General features: G+C 68.0%; 15 protein-coding genes. 7 read left to right on the top strand and 8 right to left on the bottom strand.

Annotated features, from left to right (window positions below):
• Both kdpF and QE388_RS05000 read right to left on the bottom strand, forming a co-directional pair.
• Positions 1 to 90, bottom strand: a complete 90-nt coding sequence (gene kdpF / locus QE388_RS05005) for a K(+)-transporting ATPase subunit F (protein ID WP_074696280.1) — start codon at positions 88 to 90, stop codon at positions 1 to 3.
• Positions 87 to 266: a hypothetical protein gene (locus QE388_RS05000; protein ID WP_307383516.1), complete on the bottom strand. Its 180-nt coding sequence runs from the start codon at positions 264 to 266 to the stop codon at positions 87 to 89. The genes kdpF and QE388_RS05000 overlap by 4 nt, the downstream gene beginning before the upstream one ends.
• Positions 267 to 535: 269 nt before the next feature.
• On the opposite strand from QE388_RS05000, the gene arfB reads away from it, so the two are divergent.
• The 3 genes from arfB to QE388_RS04985 all read left to right on the top strand — a co-directional run bounded on the left by arfB (position 536) and on the right by QE388_RS04985 (position 1,549).
• Complete coding sequence (gene arfB, locus QE388_RS04995) at positions 536 to 973, top strand: alternative ribosome rescue aminoacyl-tRNA hydrolase ArfB (protein WP_275797462.1); 438 nt, start codon at positions 536 to 538, stop codon at positions 971 to 973.
• Positions 974 to 1,036: 63 nt separating this feature from the next.
• The gene (locus QE388_RS04990) at positions 1,037 to 1,282 is read left to right on the top strand and encodes a hypothetical protein (RefSeq protein WP_307383511.1); all 246 of its coding nucleotides are present in this window, start codon (positions 1,037 to 1,039) and stop codon (positions 1,280 to 1,282) included.
• Positions 1,283 to 1,285: 3 nt separating this feature from the next.
• Positions 1,286 to 1,549 (top strand): CopG family transcriptional regulator, encoded by a 264-nt coding sequence (locus tag QE388_RS04985; protein WP_275797464.1) that lies wholly within the window; start codon positions 1,286 to 1,288, stop codon positions 1,547 to 1,549.
• A 3-nt stretch (positions 1,550 to 1,552) separates the two neighbouring features.
• Here the strand turns inward: QE388_RS04985 and QE388_RS04980 are convergent, their stop codons facing one another.
• From QE388_RS04980 to QE388_RS04960, 5 genes are all read right to left on the bottom strand, one after another.
• Positions 1,553 to 1,915 (bottom strand): PLD nuclease N-terminal domain-containing protein, encoded by a 363-nt coding sequence (locus QE388_RS04980; RefSeq protein WP_275797466.1) that lies wholly within the window; start codon positions 1,913 to 1,915, stop codon positions 1,553 to 1,555.
• Between the two features lie 195 nt (positions 1,916 to 2,110).
• Positions 2,111 to 4,204, bottom strand: coding sequence for an APC family permease (locus QE388_RS04975; RefSeq protein WP_373426604.1), 2,094 nt, complete (start codon positions 4,202 to 4,204; stop codon positions 2,111 to 2,113).
• 114 nt (positions 4,205 to 4,318) lie between these two features.
• Positions 4,319 to 5,164: a serine hydrolase gene (locus QE388_RS04970; protein ID WP_307383509.1), complete on the bottom strand. Its 846-nt coding sequence runs from the start codon at positions 5,162 to 5,164 to the stop codon at positions 4,319 to 4,321.
• Positions 5,165 to 5,320: 156 nt separating this feature from the next.
• Positions 5,321 to 6,706, bottom strand: coding sequence for an amino acid permease (locus tag QE388_RS04965; protein WP_307383506.1), 1,386 nt, complete (start codon positions 6,704 to 6,706; stop codon positions 5,321 to 5,323).
• A 29-nt stretch (positions 6,707 to 6,735) separates the two neighbouring features.
• Positions 6,736 to 7,152, bottom strand: a complete 417-nt coding sequence (locus tag QE388_RS04960; RefSeq protein ID WP_275797471.1) for a nuclear transport factor 2 family protein — start codon at positions 7,150 to 7,152, stop codon at positions 6,736 to 6,738.
• Between the two features lie 289 nt (positions 7,153 to 7,441).
• On the opposite strand from QE388_RS04960, the gene QE388_RS04955 reads away from it, so the two are divergent.
• Both QE388_RS04955 and QE388_RS04950 read left to right on the top strand, forming a co-directional pair.
• Entirely contained in the window at positions 7,442 to 8,833 is a 1,392-nt protein-coding gene (locus tag QE388_RS04955) for an aspartate aminotransferase family protein (protein ID WP_275797473.1), read from the top strand.
• Positions 8,834 to 8,858: 25 nt separating this feature from the next.
• Positions 8,859 to 9,596, top strand: coding sequence for a TetR/AcrR family transcriptional regulator C-terminal domain-containing protein (locus QE388_RS04950; RefSeq protein ID WP_307383503.1), 738 nt, complete (start codon positions 8,859 to 8,861; stop codon positions 9,594 to 9,596).
• 34 nt (positions 9,597 to 9,630) lie between these two features.
• Here the strand turns inward: QE388_RS04950 and QE388_RS04945 are convergent, their stop codons facing one another.
• A complete protein-coding gene (locus QE388_RS04945; RefSeq protein WP_307383500.1) occupies positions 9,631 to 10,431 on the bottom strand; it encodes a TetR/AcrR family transcriptional regulator in 801 nt (266 codons plus the stop codon).
• Positions 10,432 to 10,516: 85 nt separating this feature from the next.
• On the opposite strand from QE388_RS04945, the gene QE388_RS04940 reads away from it, so the two are divergent.
• Together QE388_RS04940 and QE388_RS04935 are read left to right on the top strand one after the other, a co-directional pair.
• The gene (locus tag QE388_RS04940; protein WP_275797479.1) at positions 10,517 to 11,515 is read left to right on the top strand and encodes a LacI family DNA-binding transcriptional regulator; all 999 of its coding nucleotides are present in this window, start codon (positions 10,517 to 10,519) and stop codon (positions 11,513 to 11,515) included.
• Between the two features lie 174 nt (positions 11,516 to 11,689).
• On the top strand, positions 11,690 to 13,813 hold the full coding sequence (locus tag QE388_RS04935) for a beta-galactosidase (RefSeq protein ID WP_307383497.1): 2,124 nt from the start codon (positions 11,690 to 11,692) through the stop codon (positions 13,811 to 13,813).
• Positions 13,814 to 13,821 lie beyond the last annotated feature (8 nt).

Raw genomic sequence — 13,821 nt, 5'->3', positions numbered from 1 at the left:
TCAGAACTTCTCCGGCCGGACGAGCGCGACCACGAGGTACACGACAGCGGCGACCGCGAGCACCGCGGCGAGGATCGAGAAGAAGATCACGAGCGGTCCCCGTCCTCGCGGAAGGCACCGGCCGCGTTCGCGTCGGAACGCGCGGTGGAGGTGCCGCGGGGCGCGAGAGTGCTCGCCGGCGGGCCGAGCTTCTCGACCCCCTTGGCGACGAGGGCGACGAGCGCGAACAGCGCGACGGTCGCGACGAGGAAGACGGCATCGAGCACGACGACTCCAGGTTCGGGGGTGTCCGCGGCGGACCGCGGGCGCCGCGGGGCGGCACGTCTGTCGATCCAACGCGCCGGGGGCCCGGCATCCGGGCGTCCTAACGGTATCCCTACGGGTCGGTGACCGACGCATACGGCGTGCTTACGCGGGCGACGCCGGTGCCGGGCTCCGGAGCTGAGCCCGATCTTCTGCGGGAGGCCGCCGCGGGGCGGCCGGTGGGGCGGATTTCTCCGGAGCGCGGCACATCTCGTTGACGCAAGATGGAGGCATGAGCGCCTCCGACGATTCCGGCATCCGGGTCACGGCTTCGCTCGTGATCCCCGCGTCCGAGCTGTCGTGGCGGTTCTCACGATCGTCCGGCCCGGGCGGGCAGGGCGTGAACACCACCGATTCGCGCGTGGAGCTGATGTGGGATGCCAGGGCCTCGACGGTTCTGTCACCGGTCCAGCGCGAGCGGCTCATCGAGCGCCTCGGGAACCGGCTCGTCGACGGGGTGCTGACGATCGCGGCGTCGGAGCACCGCCATCAGCTGCGAAACCGCGAGGCCGCGCGCGAGCGCCTCGCCGCGCTCGTCGCCGACGCCGTGCGCGCTCCGGCGCCGCCACGTCGCGCGACGAAGCCGACACGCGGGTCGGCCGAGCGCCGCCTGCGCGCGAAGCAGCGCCGCACCGACGTCAAGAGGATGCGCCGGCGCCCGACCGATTGATCCTATTTCGTACTACACTGATGTAGTACGAAAAGAGAACAGGGGCGGCCGGTGCGAGTACGCGTGCATGAGCGAGTCACGCTCCGGCATCCTGAGGTCACAGAGGACGACGTGCGGACGGCGTTCGAGTCATCGCTCCGGGTGAGGGCGCGAGACACGCACCCCGTCCACTGGGTGGGCGTCGGAACCGACGCCGCTGGTCGGCTGATCGAATACATCGCGGTCGAGGATGAGCCGGACGGGTGGCTGATCTTCCACGCGATGCCGGCCACCAAGAGCGTTCTGAAGGAAGTCGGATTGGGGAGATAACGCGTGAAGAAGTACACCGATGTGAACGGCGTCCCGTTCACCGATGACGACATCGAGGCGTGGGCCGCTGAAGCCGAGTCCGAGAAGGGCTACACCGGAGGGCACCTCGGCCCGTCGCAGCCCGGTCGGCCCGTCAGCGTCGGCGCGAAGGCCCGCCCGTTCACTCTCCGGCTGGACGCGGCGCGTCGGGCGAAGCTCGACGAGGTCGCGCACGATCGTCACACGACGCCGTCGCAGCTCATGCGGGACTTGATCGACGCTCTCTGACTTTCACGCCGAGTCGCCCTCGGCGCGCCGCCGCCGCACCTGCTCCTCGAGGTCGGCGAGGCGCATCTCGCGCTCGAGGTCGGCGATCTGCTGCTCGGTGCTCCGCGAGTCGTACGTGCGCGGAGCGGGTGCGGGCTCGGCATCCTTCTGCCACCGCCGCGGGTCGCCGAAAGACATCGGCGTCGAGCGCTGCTCGTACTCGCGCCCGATCGTGAACCACAGGATCGACCCGATCAGCGGCAGCAGCACGATGAAGAACACCCAGACGAACTTCGGCATGTGTTTGACCTGGTCATCGCGGCGGGTGATGGCATCGATCAGCGCGATCACCATGACGGCAAGGGTCAGCAGGGCGAGGATCGGCATGGCATCCACCCTGCCCCAGACATGCTGTCGCGTCTACCGCCTGCGACGGCGGCGCGACGAGGCGGCCCGAACTCCTGACTTTCTGCGCGCGGAACTCGCCGTTGTGGCCTGCATGCCGCTGCGGTCGCCGTTTCTCAGGAGTTTCGCCCGTCTCGTCGCGTCGCGTCCCCCGCCCGGCCCTCGCCGGGCCCGGCCTCAGGATGCCGAGCCGCCGGGCCCCTTCCGCACGCGGTGCGCCGGCACCTCAGCGACCGGCTGTCCACCGCGCTGCTGTCCCGGGAGGGGTCGCGAGCGGCGGCCGTAGATGACCTCGGACGAGTCGAGCAGCCAGGGCACGAGCGTGATCGAGACGCCGTGCACGAGCATGAGCTGCTGCGCCAGTCGCCGGGAGCGGCGGTTGTGGAGGATCGACTCCCACCAGTGCCCCACGATGAACTGCGGCAGGTACACCGTGACGACCGAGGAGCCGTGCTTCTCGCGGTACGACTTGATGAAGCTCGACACGGGCGACGTGTACGTGCGGTACGGCGACTCGATGATCACGAGCGGGATCGGCATGTCGTGCTCGGCCCATTCGCGCTGCAGGCTCGCCGCTTCCTCGTCGGTGATCGCGACGTGCACCGCGAGCGTCTTGTCGTGCTTGGCCGCCAGGGCGTAGTCGATCGCCTTCATGACGGGCTTCTGCAGCCGGTTGACGAGCACGATCGCCACGTCGCCGGACGCACCGAAGTGCACCGTGTCGTCCATCTGGATCTCGTGCTCGACGTCGCGGTAGTACCGGTTCACGCCGACCATCAGCACCGCGAGGATCGGGATGGCGATGAACACGAGCCACGCGCCGTGCGTGAACTTCGTGATCGTGACGATCAGCAGCACGAGCACGGTCATGCCGGCGCCGACGGAGTTGATCCACAGGCCCGAGATCGCCGAGCGACGCTCGATCGCCGCGGACTGCTGCTTCGCGGCCTCGGGCGGCAGGTTCTTCAGCCCGCGCAGCGCCCGGCGCCAGTGCTTGACCATGCCGAGCTGACCGAGCGAGAACGACACGAAGACGCCGATGATGTAGAGCTGGATCAGCGTCGTGAGGTTGGCCTGGTAGACGATCAGCACGCCGATGGCGACGATGCCGAGGATGATCATGCCGTTCGAGTAGACGAGCCGGTCGCCGCGGGTGTTGAGAGCCTTCGGGGCGTATCCGTCGCGCGCGAGCACGGCGCCGAGCAGCGGGAAGCCGTTGAAAGCGGTGTTGGCCGCGAGCAGGAGCACGCACGCGGTCGCGGCTTGGATGATGAAGAACGGGATGCTGCCCATGCCGAACGTGGCGGCGGCGACCTGCGCCATGAGGCTGGGCTGCGGGTTGTTCGCGCAGTCGAAGCCGATGAGGTGACACGGGTTCTCGGCGTAGTGCACGTTCGAGATGAGCGCGAGGAGCGTCAGGCCCGTGAACAGGACGATGGCGATCCCGCCCATCATCGTGAGCGTCGTCTGGGCGTTGCGGATCTTCGGCATGCGGAAGGCGGGCACGCCGTTCGACACGGCCTCGACCCCCGTCAGGGCGGAACATCCGCTCGAGAAGGCGCGCAGAATCAGCAGGATCAGCGCCGCCTGCGTGAGCGATTCCGCCTGGACGGCGTACTGAGCGCTCTCCGCGACCGGGGCGTTGCCCAGCAGGGTCCGGCCGAGGCCGACGACGATCATGATGCCGACCGAGCCGATGAACAGGTACGTCGGGATCGCGAAGACGCTCGACGCTTCACGCACGCCGCGCAGGTTGACGATGACGATGAGGATCACGAAGCCGACGGCGATCTCGACGCGGAACGGGTTCAGTTCCGGCAACGCCGAGATGATGTTGTCGACCCCGGATGCCACCGACACGGCGACCGTGAGCACGTAGTCCACGAGGAGCGCGGCGGCGACCACGACCCCGGGGATCTCGCCGAGGTTCTTGCTCGCGACCTCGTAGTCACCGCCACCGGAGGGGTACGCCTTGATGAGCTGCCGGTAGCTCAGCACCACCACGACGAGCAGCACGACGACGGCCACGGCGACCCACGGACTGAGCGTCAGGAGCGCCGTTCCGCCGATGAGGAGGATCATCAGCAGCTCCTGCGGGGCGTAGGCCACGGAGGAGAGGGCGTCGGAGGCGAAGATCGGCAGCGCCATCTTCTTGGGCAGGAGCTGCTCGTCGAGTTTTTCCGACGTCAGAGGCTCGCCGATGAGGATGCGCTTGGCCATCGGCGTCTCCACGCCGGGCTCGCGACTTTCTTCAGTCACGGCGCGCGACATTACGCGTACTGGACGCTGTGCGCAATCTGACGCGCACCCGTTCACGGCATGGTCGCCAGACCGTGATGATGGAAGATTCCGGATGCCGAGCCCCGAGGCCGCGCCGCGGGGAGCTCAGCGGCCGGTCGCCGCCTCGGCGACGAACGCCGCGATCGCGTCGGCGCCGGCGTGGTCGTCGGCGCTGGTGGTGACGACCGCGTCGCCCGCGAACACGATCAGCTGGCCGTAGGCGCCGTGCAGTCGCCACGCGGCGCCCGGCCCCTCCCAGCCCGCGAGCGCGTACCGGCGGTACCCGTCGCCGGTGCTCCCCGTGTCGACCCAGCCCGCGTGCATGGCATCCACGATCCCCATCGAGACCAGTCGCCGCCCGCCCCAGACACCCCGGTCGCGGATCAGGAGCCCCAGGCGAGCCATCTCCTCGGTCCGCAGAGAGAGACCCTCGCCGCCGAGCACCCGGCCGTTCGGGCAGCGGTCCCAGACGATGTCGTCGAGGCCGAGGGGCGAGAAGAGGCGAGGCCGCAGGTACTCGTCGATGTCGCCGATGCGCTCCGCGAGCACGGACATCGCGGTGTAGGTGCTGGCGTTGGAGTACTGGAAGACGCGCCCCCGCGAGGGACGCGATAGGAACTCCGCCGCGAGGTCGGGCCAGTCGCTCATCAGGGTCGGCGACCAGGGGAAGTCGATGCCGCTCGTCATCGTGAGCAAGCGCCGGAGCGTCACATCCCGTTCCCGCGCGGTCTCGATCGGCTCGTCGAGCGACACCAGGCCCTCGTCGGCGGCGATGCCGGCCGCGAGGACGCTCACGGCTTTCGCGACGGAGTGGATCTCTTCGCGCACGTCGGGGGTCCAGCGGTGCTCGGCGACATCGTCGCCCACGCGGACGTGCAGGCCGTGAGCGGCGAACGCGGTCTCGTCGATGCGCCGGACGAGCTCGTCGCGAAGAGCCTCGGCGTGCGTCATCCCTCCAGGCTACGAGGGGATGCGGCTGCGGGGCATCTCGCGGGCGCGGGTGGCTGTGCGTCCCGGCGAAGGTGAGTGGACGAGAGCAGAAGGGGGCCGCAACGAGAGGCCGGCCACCCCGTGCGGGCGGCCGGCCTCGAGCGTCCTCTCGGGTTATCAGGGCGCGACGACGGGCCGATCGACAGGTGACAGCTCGATCGGGTGGGATGCCGCGCGCGCCGGGCTGCCCAAGCGTCGCTGGACGATCAGACCGATGGCAGCGCAGACGGCCGCGGCGAACACGGTCAGGATCAGCGGGAGGCGACTCGCGGGATCGGCGGCGAGGGCCACCGCGACCGCGGCCAGGATGCCGAGAACGACCCAGGCCATCCACTTCCCCGCGCCCTGCTGCGTGTGCGATCGGAGGAACGTCAACGAGATGACCGAGTAGGTCAGCACTCCGCCTGCTCCGGTGATGGAGATGAGCAGCGAGATGACGTCGGCGGCGGGGAGAAGGAAGTTGAGCAGCAGGCACAGGCCTGCGGCGACGGCAATCGCGCCGGCGGCCCAGCGGGGCGCCCCCGAGCGTGAGACCACTGCGAGACGCGCGGGCATCTCTCGGCGCACTGCCGCGGCGTACAGCAGGCGCGACGTGGTGTAGAGGCTGCTGTTGGCCAGCGAAAGGATCGACGTGGCGACGACCACCTGGATCGCGGCGGCCAGCACCGGCATGTTCAGGGCGGTGAACACTGCCGGGTAGGAGCCCTTCGCGAGTGCGTCACTCGTGGAAGGGATGATCGTGATGACGATGATGGTCGAACCGACGTAGAAGAGAACGATGCGGGCGACGACGGAGCGGATCGCGCGGGCGATCGCCTTCTGCGGGTCGCGGGCCTCGGCCGCGACGGTGGCGACGTTCTCCGTCCCCATGTAGGAGAAGAGGACGGTCACGGCCGTCAGGAGGACGGGCAGCCATCCCGCGGGCGCGAAGTCCGCCCAGTTCGTCAGGCCCGGCGACGTGTAGCCGGGGAGCCACCCGAAGACGGCTGCCGCACCGATGACGAGGAACACGGCGACGGCGATGACCTTGATGATCGCCATCCAATACTCGATTTCAGCGAAGACGCGGACGGGAAGGAGGTTCAGTCCGCCGAGCGCGACGAGGGCGAGGAAGCTCCACGCCCATGCCGGTACCCCCGGCGCGAAGCCGTTCATGATCATCCCGATCGCCGAACACTCGAGGGCGATGAGGATGACGCCGGAGTACACCGCGACGTAGCCGGTCATCACTCCTGCCCAGGGGCCGAAGCGGCGTGCCGCGTAGGTGGTGTAGGAGCCGGGGTCGGGCTGCTCGGCAGCAAGGCGGCCGAGCATCCGCATGATGAGCACCAGAACGAGGCCGATGCCCAGGTAACTGAGCATGACGGCGGGGCCGGCCTGCTGGACCACGAGGCCGCTGCCGAGGAACAGGCCGGTACCGATGGTGCCGCCGATGGCGATCATCGCGATGTGGCGGTTGCCGAGGGTGTTGTGGAGCCGATGCGGCTCGATGTGCGTCTGCATGTGCGGTCCTGTCTTGTCGGGTTCGGGGTTCAGATGAGGGTGGCGTCGAGATGACGCTGTTTCTCCCACGCCGCGCGGATCGGATGGGTGTCGTAAACGATGTGGAGGTGCGTGATGCGGCCGGTCTCGTCGAGCTCGGCGATATCGACGGCCGTGAAGGGGGCGGGGGTGCCGTCGGCGAGGGTCCAGGCGAAGTCGAACCAGAACGCCACGGTCGGACGTGCCCCATCGATGTGCTGGAGCGTCTGGCGCAGGGCGAGCACCGACTCGGCGGTGTCGGCGAACAGCACCGGGTAGAACTCGCGCGCCGGCAGGTCGCCGTACAGCGGCGAGCTGACGATGCCGTCAGCCGCGAAGAGGGCGAGGACCGCCTCGAGATCGGCGGATGCGAGGGCGGTGAGGTAGCTGTCGACGAGGCAGCTGATGGTCGATCGAGAAAGAGGCATCGATTCGCTCCTGGAGAGTGCCGCCGAGGTGTCAGCGGAGGAGGGCTCGGGACGCAGCGCCCATTATGGAACATCGTTCATTTTGTATTGAACAATGGTCAATATAATTTCGACGTTGTTACGACTGCGTGACGACGTCGTCGGGGTTGGCCGGTTGGCTCACGTTTCACCGTGAACAAGCGCTCGGCATGCCGACATGCCCGCAAGTGCCCCGAGGGATTGGTCTCTCTGAGCCTGTAGTCGTAAAGTGTTTAACAGTGTTCAACCCGTCGGAAGCGATACTGTCTCCATGAGCTCGCCCCTGATCCACAACTCCCTCAACGCGCAGTTGCCGACCGTTGACCGCGGTGAAGGCGTGTGGCTCTGGGATGCCGAGGGCGCCCGCTACCTCGACGGCTGTTCTGGGGCGGTCGTCACGGCCATCGGTCATGCGCACCCGGCGGTCCTGTCCGCCATCGCCGATCAGGCCAGCCGGGTCGCCTTCACGCACCGGGGGGCTTTCACGAACGCTCCCCTCGTCGAGCTGGCGGACCGGGTGGCTGCTCTCACCGGTTACGCCGGAGTGTGGTTCGTCAACTCCGGATCGGAGGCCGTCGAAGCGGCGATGCAGTTCGCCCTGCAGTACTTCCGAGAGCTCGGCGCACCGCAGCGGACGGTGTTCCTCTCTGCGCGCCGCGGGTACCACGGCAACACTCTGGGCGCCCTGTCGGCCTCCGGACACGCTCGTCGGCGCGCCGTCGAGGGGATCGCTCTCGACATCCCCGCCCTTCCCACCCCGTACGCCTTCGCCGACCAAGGCGAGCTGACCGAGGACGAGTACTGCGCGCAACTGCTCGCCGAAGCCCGACTGGTCTTCGAGCGCCACGCGAACACCCTCGCGGGTATCCTCGTCGAGCCCATCGGCGGTGCCACCCTCGCCGCGACCACACCCCCGCGCGGATACCTGCTCGGGCTCAAGGCTCTCTGCGACGAGTTCGGCGCGCTCTTCATCGCCGACGAGGTCATGTCCGGGCTCGGTCGTACCGGTGACGTGCTGGCCACGTTCCAGGACGGTGTCCGTGCCGATCTTGTGGCGATCGGCAAAGCGCTCGGAGCCGGGTACACCCCCATTGCGGCGACCCTCGTCGACGCGCGGATCCTCCGCGCGATCGAGAACGGGAGCGGTCGCGTTCTGGGCGGGCACACCTACGGGGGTAACCCGTTGTCTGCGGCCGTCGCCGTCGCCGTCCTCGAGGTGTTCCGCACCGAGTGCCTGGTCGCCCGCGCCGAGATGATGGGCGCCGCCCTGGCCGAGGGTCTGCGCGACCTCGCCGAGAAGCATCCTTTGATCGCCGACACTCGCGGGCGAGGCATGCTCCGCGGCGTGGAGTTCTCGGACCGAGACGCCGCTTCGCGTCCGCAAGGCGAGCTGGCGGGACGCGTCTTCGCGGCCGCGGTGGCGGAGGGGCTCCTGCTCTATCCCACCACCGGCGGGTACAACGATGCCGTCCTCGTCGCCCCGCCGTTGACCATCACCCCGGAGGAACTCGTCGATCTCCTCGACCGTTTCGACCGCGCCCTGAGTCGTGTGGAACTCGAGCTCGAGGGCGACGCCGACGGAGTCGTGCCGGAGGCGAGCGGCTCGTCGAGCACGGTTCCCACCGCGATCGGCGACGACATCACGGCGTGGCCGCCGGTGTGATCGGCAGCGTCGATATCATCGAAACATGAGTGGGGACGGTGCCGACAGGCCCACGTCTCGGGCCCTGACCACCCCCGATGAGATCGTCACCGCGGCGCTCGAGATCATCGACCGTGCCGGCATCGGTGCCCTGACCATGCGCCGTCTCAGTTCGGAGCTGGGGGTCTTCCCGGCATCCTTGTACTGGCACGTCGGCAACCGGTCGCAGCTTCTCGGACTCGTCTGCGAACGAGTCCTCTCCCAGATCGAGCTCCCCTCTCAAGACCTGCCCTGGCGAGACTGGCTCGTCACCTTCGGGCTGCGTACGCGGCAAGTGATCGGAAGCCACCCGCGATTCGCCGCGTACTTCGTGAGCAACATCCAGACCAGTCAGTCCTCACTCGACCTGGCCGAACACACGATGGCCGCACTCCGGCGCGCGGGTTTCGCCGGCCACGACCTCGTCCGCGCCTATAACGCCGTCATCGGTGCCGTCTTCGGCTGGATCTCCGGCGAGTTCGCCGCGAGTCCCGAAGAGAAAAACGGCAGCGCACGCTCTGCGATCGAAAGCCTCGTGCTCGACGCGGACAGGTACCCGAACCTGCACGATGTCTGGCCTTTTGCCGCCAACCGCGCGTACATGCTGCGGTGGGACTCGGGAGCCGAGTCCCCCCTCGAGCCCAGTTTCGAGACGATGCTCACCTCGCTCCTCGACGGCCTCGCTCGGTCCCTCGAGATCGCCCGGATCGCCGCGGACGTCCGCAACGCGAACCCGCCCCGGTAAGACCATCTGACCGCAACCCGCAACGGGCATCGGATCACACCAATCGCGCGCGAAGTCCCACGAACAACGTCTCGAGGACGACCTCGAACGAGGAGTCCAGAGGATTGTCGCGTCCCGGCGTCCAGCGAAGCATGAAGGCCCGGTCCTCCGCGAGCGGCATCACGCGCGACAGTGTCGGAAAGAGCGTGCTGTCTATCGTCCGGAGGTCCTCTGAGAGCGTCTCCTGCCAGCCGTCGTCCCCCTCGGGCGCGGCGGACAGCTCCATCGTCACCCATCCGAGGACGACGCCGAAGAAGACGTTGTAGACCTCGACCAGCTCTGTCGACGAGAACCCGGCACGATCGAGCACCCGGAAGATCCGCTCCGCCAGCGGCACGCCACGATCGGTCGTCAACATCTGTCCCGTCACGATGCCGGCGAAGTGGGGATGCTCGTGCAATGCCGCTCGCATCTTCCTCGCGAGGCCCGCGAGCCAGGCATCCCACTCGGTGCCGTGGTCGTCGCCCACTTCGATGTTGTCGAAGACCAGCGCCGAAACCTCGCCGAGAAGTTGATCCTTCGTCTGAAAGTGCCAGTACAGTGCGCTCGGACGCACGCCCATCGCCGCGGCCAGCGATCGCATAGTCAAGCCCGACAACCCGTCCCGGTCCACGAGCTCCAGCGCAACCGTCAAGACGTGCTGACGGTTCAGTTCCGTGCCCCCTAGCGGGCGGCCGCGCCGAGGTTTCGAGCCGTCCGTCATAAGACCAGTGTTCCTCATCTGCTCCCTGGACCGTGTGGAGCGGCTCTCCGCATCACCCTTCCTGCAATCCCGAGCGATCAGTGCGAGCATCATGGTCGTCTCCCCGTTCGCCCGCCGCTTCTCGCCCGGTGGCCGGACCCGCCTCGGCAATATCGGACCGATGCGTAACACTGGCGAGATGAAGTCCGCCACGATCTACGACGTCGCGAAGCTCGCGGGCGTCTCGCATCAGACCGTCACGAGATACCTCCAGGGCTTCGCGGGGATGCGCCCGGCCACGCGCGAGCGTGTCAAGTCGGCCTTGGAGGAGCTGGACTATCGCCCCAACTCCGCGGCGCGCATGCTGCGGGCCTCGCGTGTCAACCGAATCGGTGCACTCGCCCATCGACTGCAGGAGCAGGGACCGGCGCGCCTGCTCGCCGGGGTTGCGGCCCAAGCTCGTCGTCGCGGCTTCACTCTCGACATCGCGACCGTCGATAGCGATCCCACCAACATCGACGATGCGCTGTCTGTCGTGCTCGAGCATCGGTTGGCCGGACTCGTTCTCGCGGGCGTCTCGCAGACGGTGATCGATGCGGTGGCGTCCCGGAATCTCGGGATGCCGTGGATCGCCGATGCGGGCACGACCGTCGAGGGTGGAGCCGCCACCGTCAATGATCTGGTGGGTCGACTCGCCGCTGAACACCTCGTGTCGCTGGGACACCGCCGCATCGGGTACGTGGCGGGGCCCGATCTGTGGCAGGCCTCGGGGGAGCGTCGCCACGGATTCGTCGCGACGCTCGAAGCCTCGGGGCTGGAGCCGGCATGGGAGCGAGTCGGTGATTGGTCGGCCGGATCCGGGGCGCGGGCGTGGGCGTCGCTGACCGCCGAGGAGCGCAGGGCGACCGCCGTGGTGGCGGCCAACGACAGCATGGCGTTGGGGGTACTCTCCGCCGCAACCCGCGAGGGGGTTCGCGTACCCGATGACCTGAGCGTGGTCGGCACCGACGACATCTCTGAGGCGCGGTTTCTCACGCCCCCGTTGACCACGGTTGCGATGGACTTCGAGGCGGAGGGCGCTTACCTCCTCGACCAACTCCTCGTGAAGGCTCACGCTCTTCCCGACGACGGGGGCACGTCGCTGGAGCTGCCGAGCCTCGTCATCCGCAACTCCACGACGACGACGCCGATGGGCTGATCGCCCGGGCCTGCGGCGCCACCAGAGGCCGCAGCCCGCGGATGTGAGCGCGCGTGGTGGGGTTCGGCGCACGCGCGCGGGCAAGAATGTTGTCGATCACTTGCGCGCGATCACCGCGTCGCGCTAACGTGTGGTCGCGAAATGTTGTCGACAACATTTGACGAAGGAGTCAAGATGACGGGGTCCCCCACGTTCTCGGGTGTGCTGTTCGGCGCGGCCTACTATGCGGAGTACCAGCCCGACGGTGTGCTTGAGCGTGACCTCGATCTGATGGCGGAGGCCGCTTTCACCGTCATTCGCGTGGGCGAGTCGGTGTGGTCGACCTGGGAGCCCCGTGAAGGGGAGTTCGATCTCGACTGGCTGCAGCCGGTCCTGGACGGCGCGCACGCGCGGGGCATCGGGGTCATCCTCGGCACGCCTACCTACGCCATCCCGCCGTGGCTGCAGAAGCTGCACCCCGAGATCGCTGCAGAGATCTCGACCGGGCACCGCATGGGATGGGGCGCTCGTCAGGAGATGGACCAGGCCCAGCCGGCCTACCGGTTCTACGCCGAGCGAGTGTCTCGCCGCATCCTCGAGCGTTACGCGAGCCACCCGGCGATCATCGGATTCCAGGTTGACAACGAACCAGGCAACGTCCTGCCGCACAACGATTCGACGTTCCAGGCGTTCGTCTCTTGGCTCCGGCGCAAGTACGGCACGGTCGAACGCCTCAACGAGGAATGGGGCCTGGTGTACTGGTCGCACCGCATTCAGGAGTGGGCCGAACTCTGGCGTCCCGACGGCAACCTCATGCCGCAGTACCAACTCGAATGGCGCCGTTTCCAGTCGACGCAGGCGACCGACCTCATCGCCTGGCAAGCCGAGATGGTCCGCGAATACGCCAGCCCCGCGCAGTTCGTGACCACGTGCATCTCGTACATGCGCGACCAGGTCGCCGACGACGAGCTCGCGGCATCCCTCGACGTCGTCGCCGGAAACCCCTATTACAAGATGCAGGACGGTCTCGATGCCCGATTCGAGGTCCCCCGCGAAGACAGATGGTGGCACACCGGAGTGTGGGCGCTTTTCCAGTGGGGCGACCGGGCCTACTCCACCGCGGGAGCTCAATACCTCGTCACCGAGACCAACGCCCAGTCGATCGGTGGGTCGTGGCAGAACCACCCGCCGTATCCGGGGCAGATCAAGCAGGCGGCATTCGCTCTGCTCGCCCGCGGCGGGCGCATGATCGAGTATTGGCACTGGCACACGCTGCACTTCGGGGTCGAAACGTACTGGGGAGGGGTCCTCCCGCACAGCCAGAAGCCGGGTCGGATCTACCGAGAGGTAGCCGAGCTCGGGGCGTCACTGAAAACCCTCGGCGCGGCGCTGGACGACTATGTTCCCGACGCCGACGCGCTGATCCTGTGGTCGACCGACACCAAATGGTCGTGGAACTTCTATCCCCCGCTCTCGCGATCCGACGGCTCACCCGATCCGGACTCCTACACGCGCATCTTCGACTCGTTCTACCGGGGGGCGTTCGAAGCGGGGCTGCAGCTTCGTGTACAGCACGTATCCGACTTCTTGAACCACGATGCCGCTGACCTGGCCCGCAGGTATCCGGTTCTGCTGGCACCCGCTCTGTACGTCGTCGAGACAGCCGTGCTCGACCACCTCGTGGCGTACGCCGAGGCGGGTGGCCACCTCGTCGCGGGCGTGCGGACGGGCTACGGTGATGAGCTCGCCCGGGCGCGCCTGGCGGTGGCCCCCGACCGTATCGGCGAGCCCGGTGGCATCCGATATGACGAGTACAGCAACATCTCGACGATGTCGGTCTCCTCGCACAGAATCGAGCTGGAAGCGGGCTCCGCCGCGACCGAGTGGATCGATCTTCTCGACGTCGACGGAGCCGAGACCGTCGTCTCGTTCGACGACAACGAGCTGGGAGCGCACGCGGCTCTCACCACCCGTCCGCACGGGCGGGGGCGCATCAGCTACCTCGCGACCGTTCCCAACGTGCCCCTCGCCCGCAGTGTCGCCTCCTGGCTCGATGTGCGGACCGCGGCAACGCAATGGAGTGCGCCGCGGACCGTCACGGTGCAGACGGGTCGCGCCGGCTCACGCACGCTCGCCTTCGTCGCGAACTGGACGGGCGAACCGGTCGCTGTCATCCCCCCGGTCGCCGTCCGCGACCTCGAGACCGGCGAGGTCGTGCCCGCCGGCTCCACCCTGCTCCTCGATCCGCGTGCTGCACACGTGTTCGAGGCTTCGACGGATCCGGTCGGGTCCGCCTTCCCCTCCACGGAAAGAATCTGATGAGAAGC

Source organism: Microbacterium sp. SORGH_AS_0969 (genome assembly GCF_030818255.1).
Taxonomy (GTDB): domain Bacteria; phylum Actinomycetota; class Actinomycetes; order Actinomycetales; family Microbacteriaceae; genus Microbacterium.
Note: the sequence above shows the minus strand (reverse complement) of the source record. Positions and strands in the feature narration are given on the sequence as shown.

Bases quoted from the DNA above. Each gene is read 5' to 3' on its own strand.
- QE388_RS04935 (WP_307383497.1), top strand. From the start codon at position 11,690: ATGACGGGGTCCCCCACGTTCTCGGGTGTGCTGTTCGGCGCGGCCTAC.
- QE388_RS04950 (WP_307383503.1), top strand. From the start codon at position 8,859: ATGAGTGGGGACGGTGCCGACAGGCCCACGTCTCGGGCCCTGACCACC.
- QE388_RS04965 (WP_307383506.1), bottom strand. From the start codon at position 6,706: ATGCAGACGCACATCGAGCCGCATCGGCTCCACAACACCCTCGGCAAC.
- QE388_RS04980 (WP_275797466.1), bottom strand. From the start codon at position 1,915: ATGCCGATCCTCGCCCTGCTGACCCTTGCCGTCATGGTGATCGCGCTG.
- QE388_RS04945 (WP_307383500.1), bottom strand. From the start codon at position 10,431: ATGATGCTCGCACTGATCGCTCGGGATTGCAGGAAGGGTGATGCGGAG.
- QE388_RS04940 (WP_275797479.1), top strand. From the start codon at position 10,517: ATGAAGTCCGCCACGATCTACGACGTCGCGAAGCTCGCGGGCGTCTCG.
- QE388_RS04960 (WP_275797471.1), bottom strand. From the start codon at position 7,152: ATGCCTCTTTCTCGATCGACCATCAGCTGCCTCGTCGACAGCTACCTC.
- QE388_RS04970 (WP_307383509.1), bottom strand. From the start codon at position 5,164: ATGACGCACGCCGAGGCTCTTCGCGACGAGCTCGTCCGGCGCATCGAC.
- QE388_RS04955 (WP_275797473.1), top strand. From the start codon at position 7,442: ATGAGCTCGCCCCTGATCCACAACTCCCTCAACGCGCAGTTGCCGACC.
- arfB (WP_275797462.1), top strand. From the start codon at position 536: ATGAGCGCCTCCGACGATTCCGGCATCCGGGTCACGGCTTCGCTCGTG.
- QE388_RS04975 (WP_373426604.1), bottom strand. From the start codon at position 4,204: ATGTCGCGCGCCGTGACTGAAGAAAGTCGCGAGCCCGGCGTGGAGACG.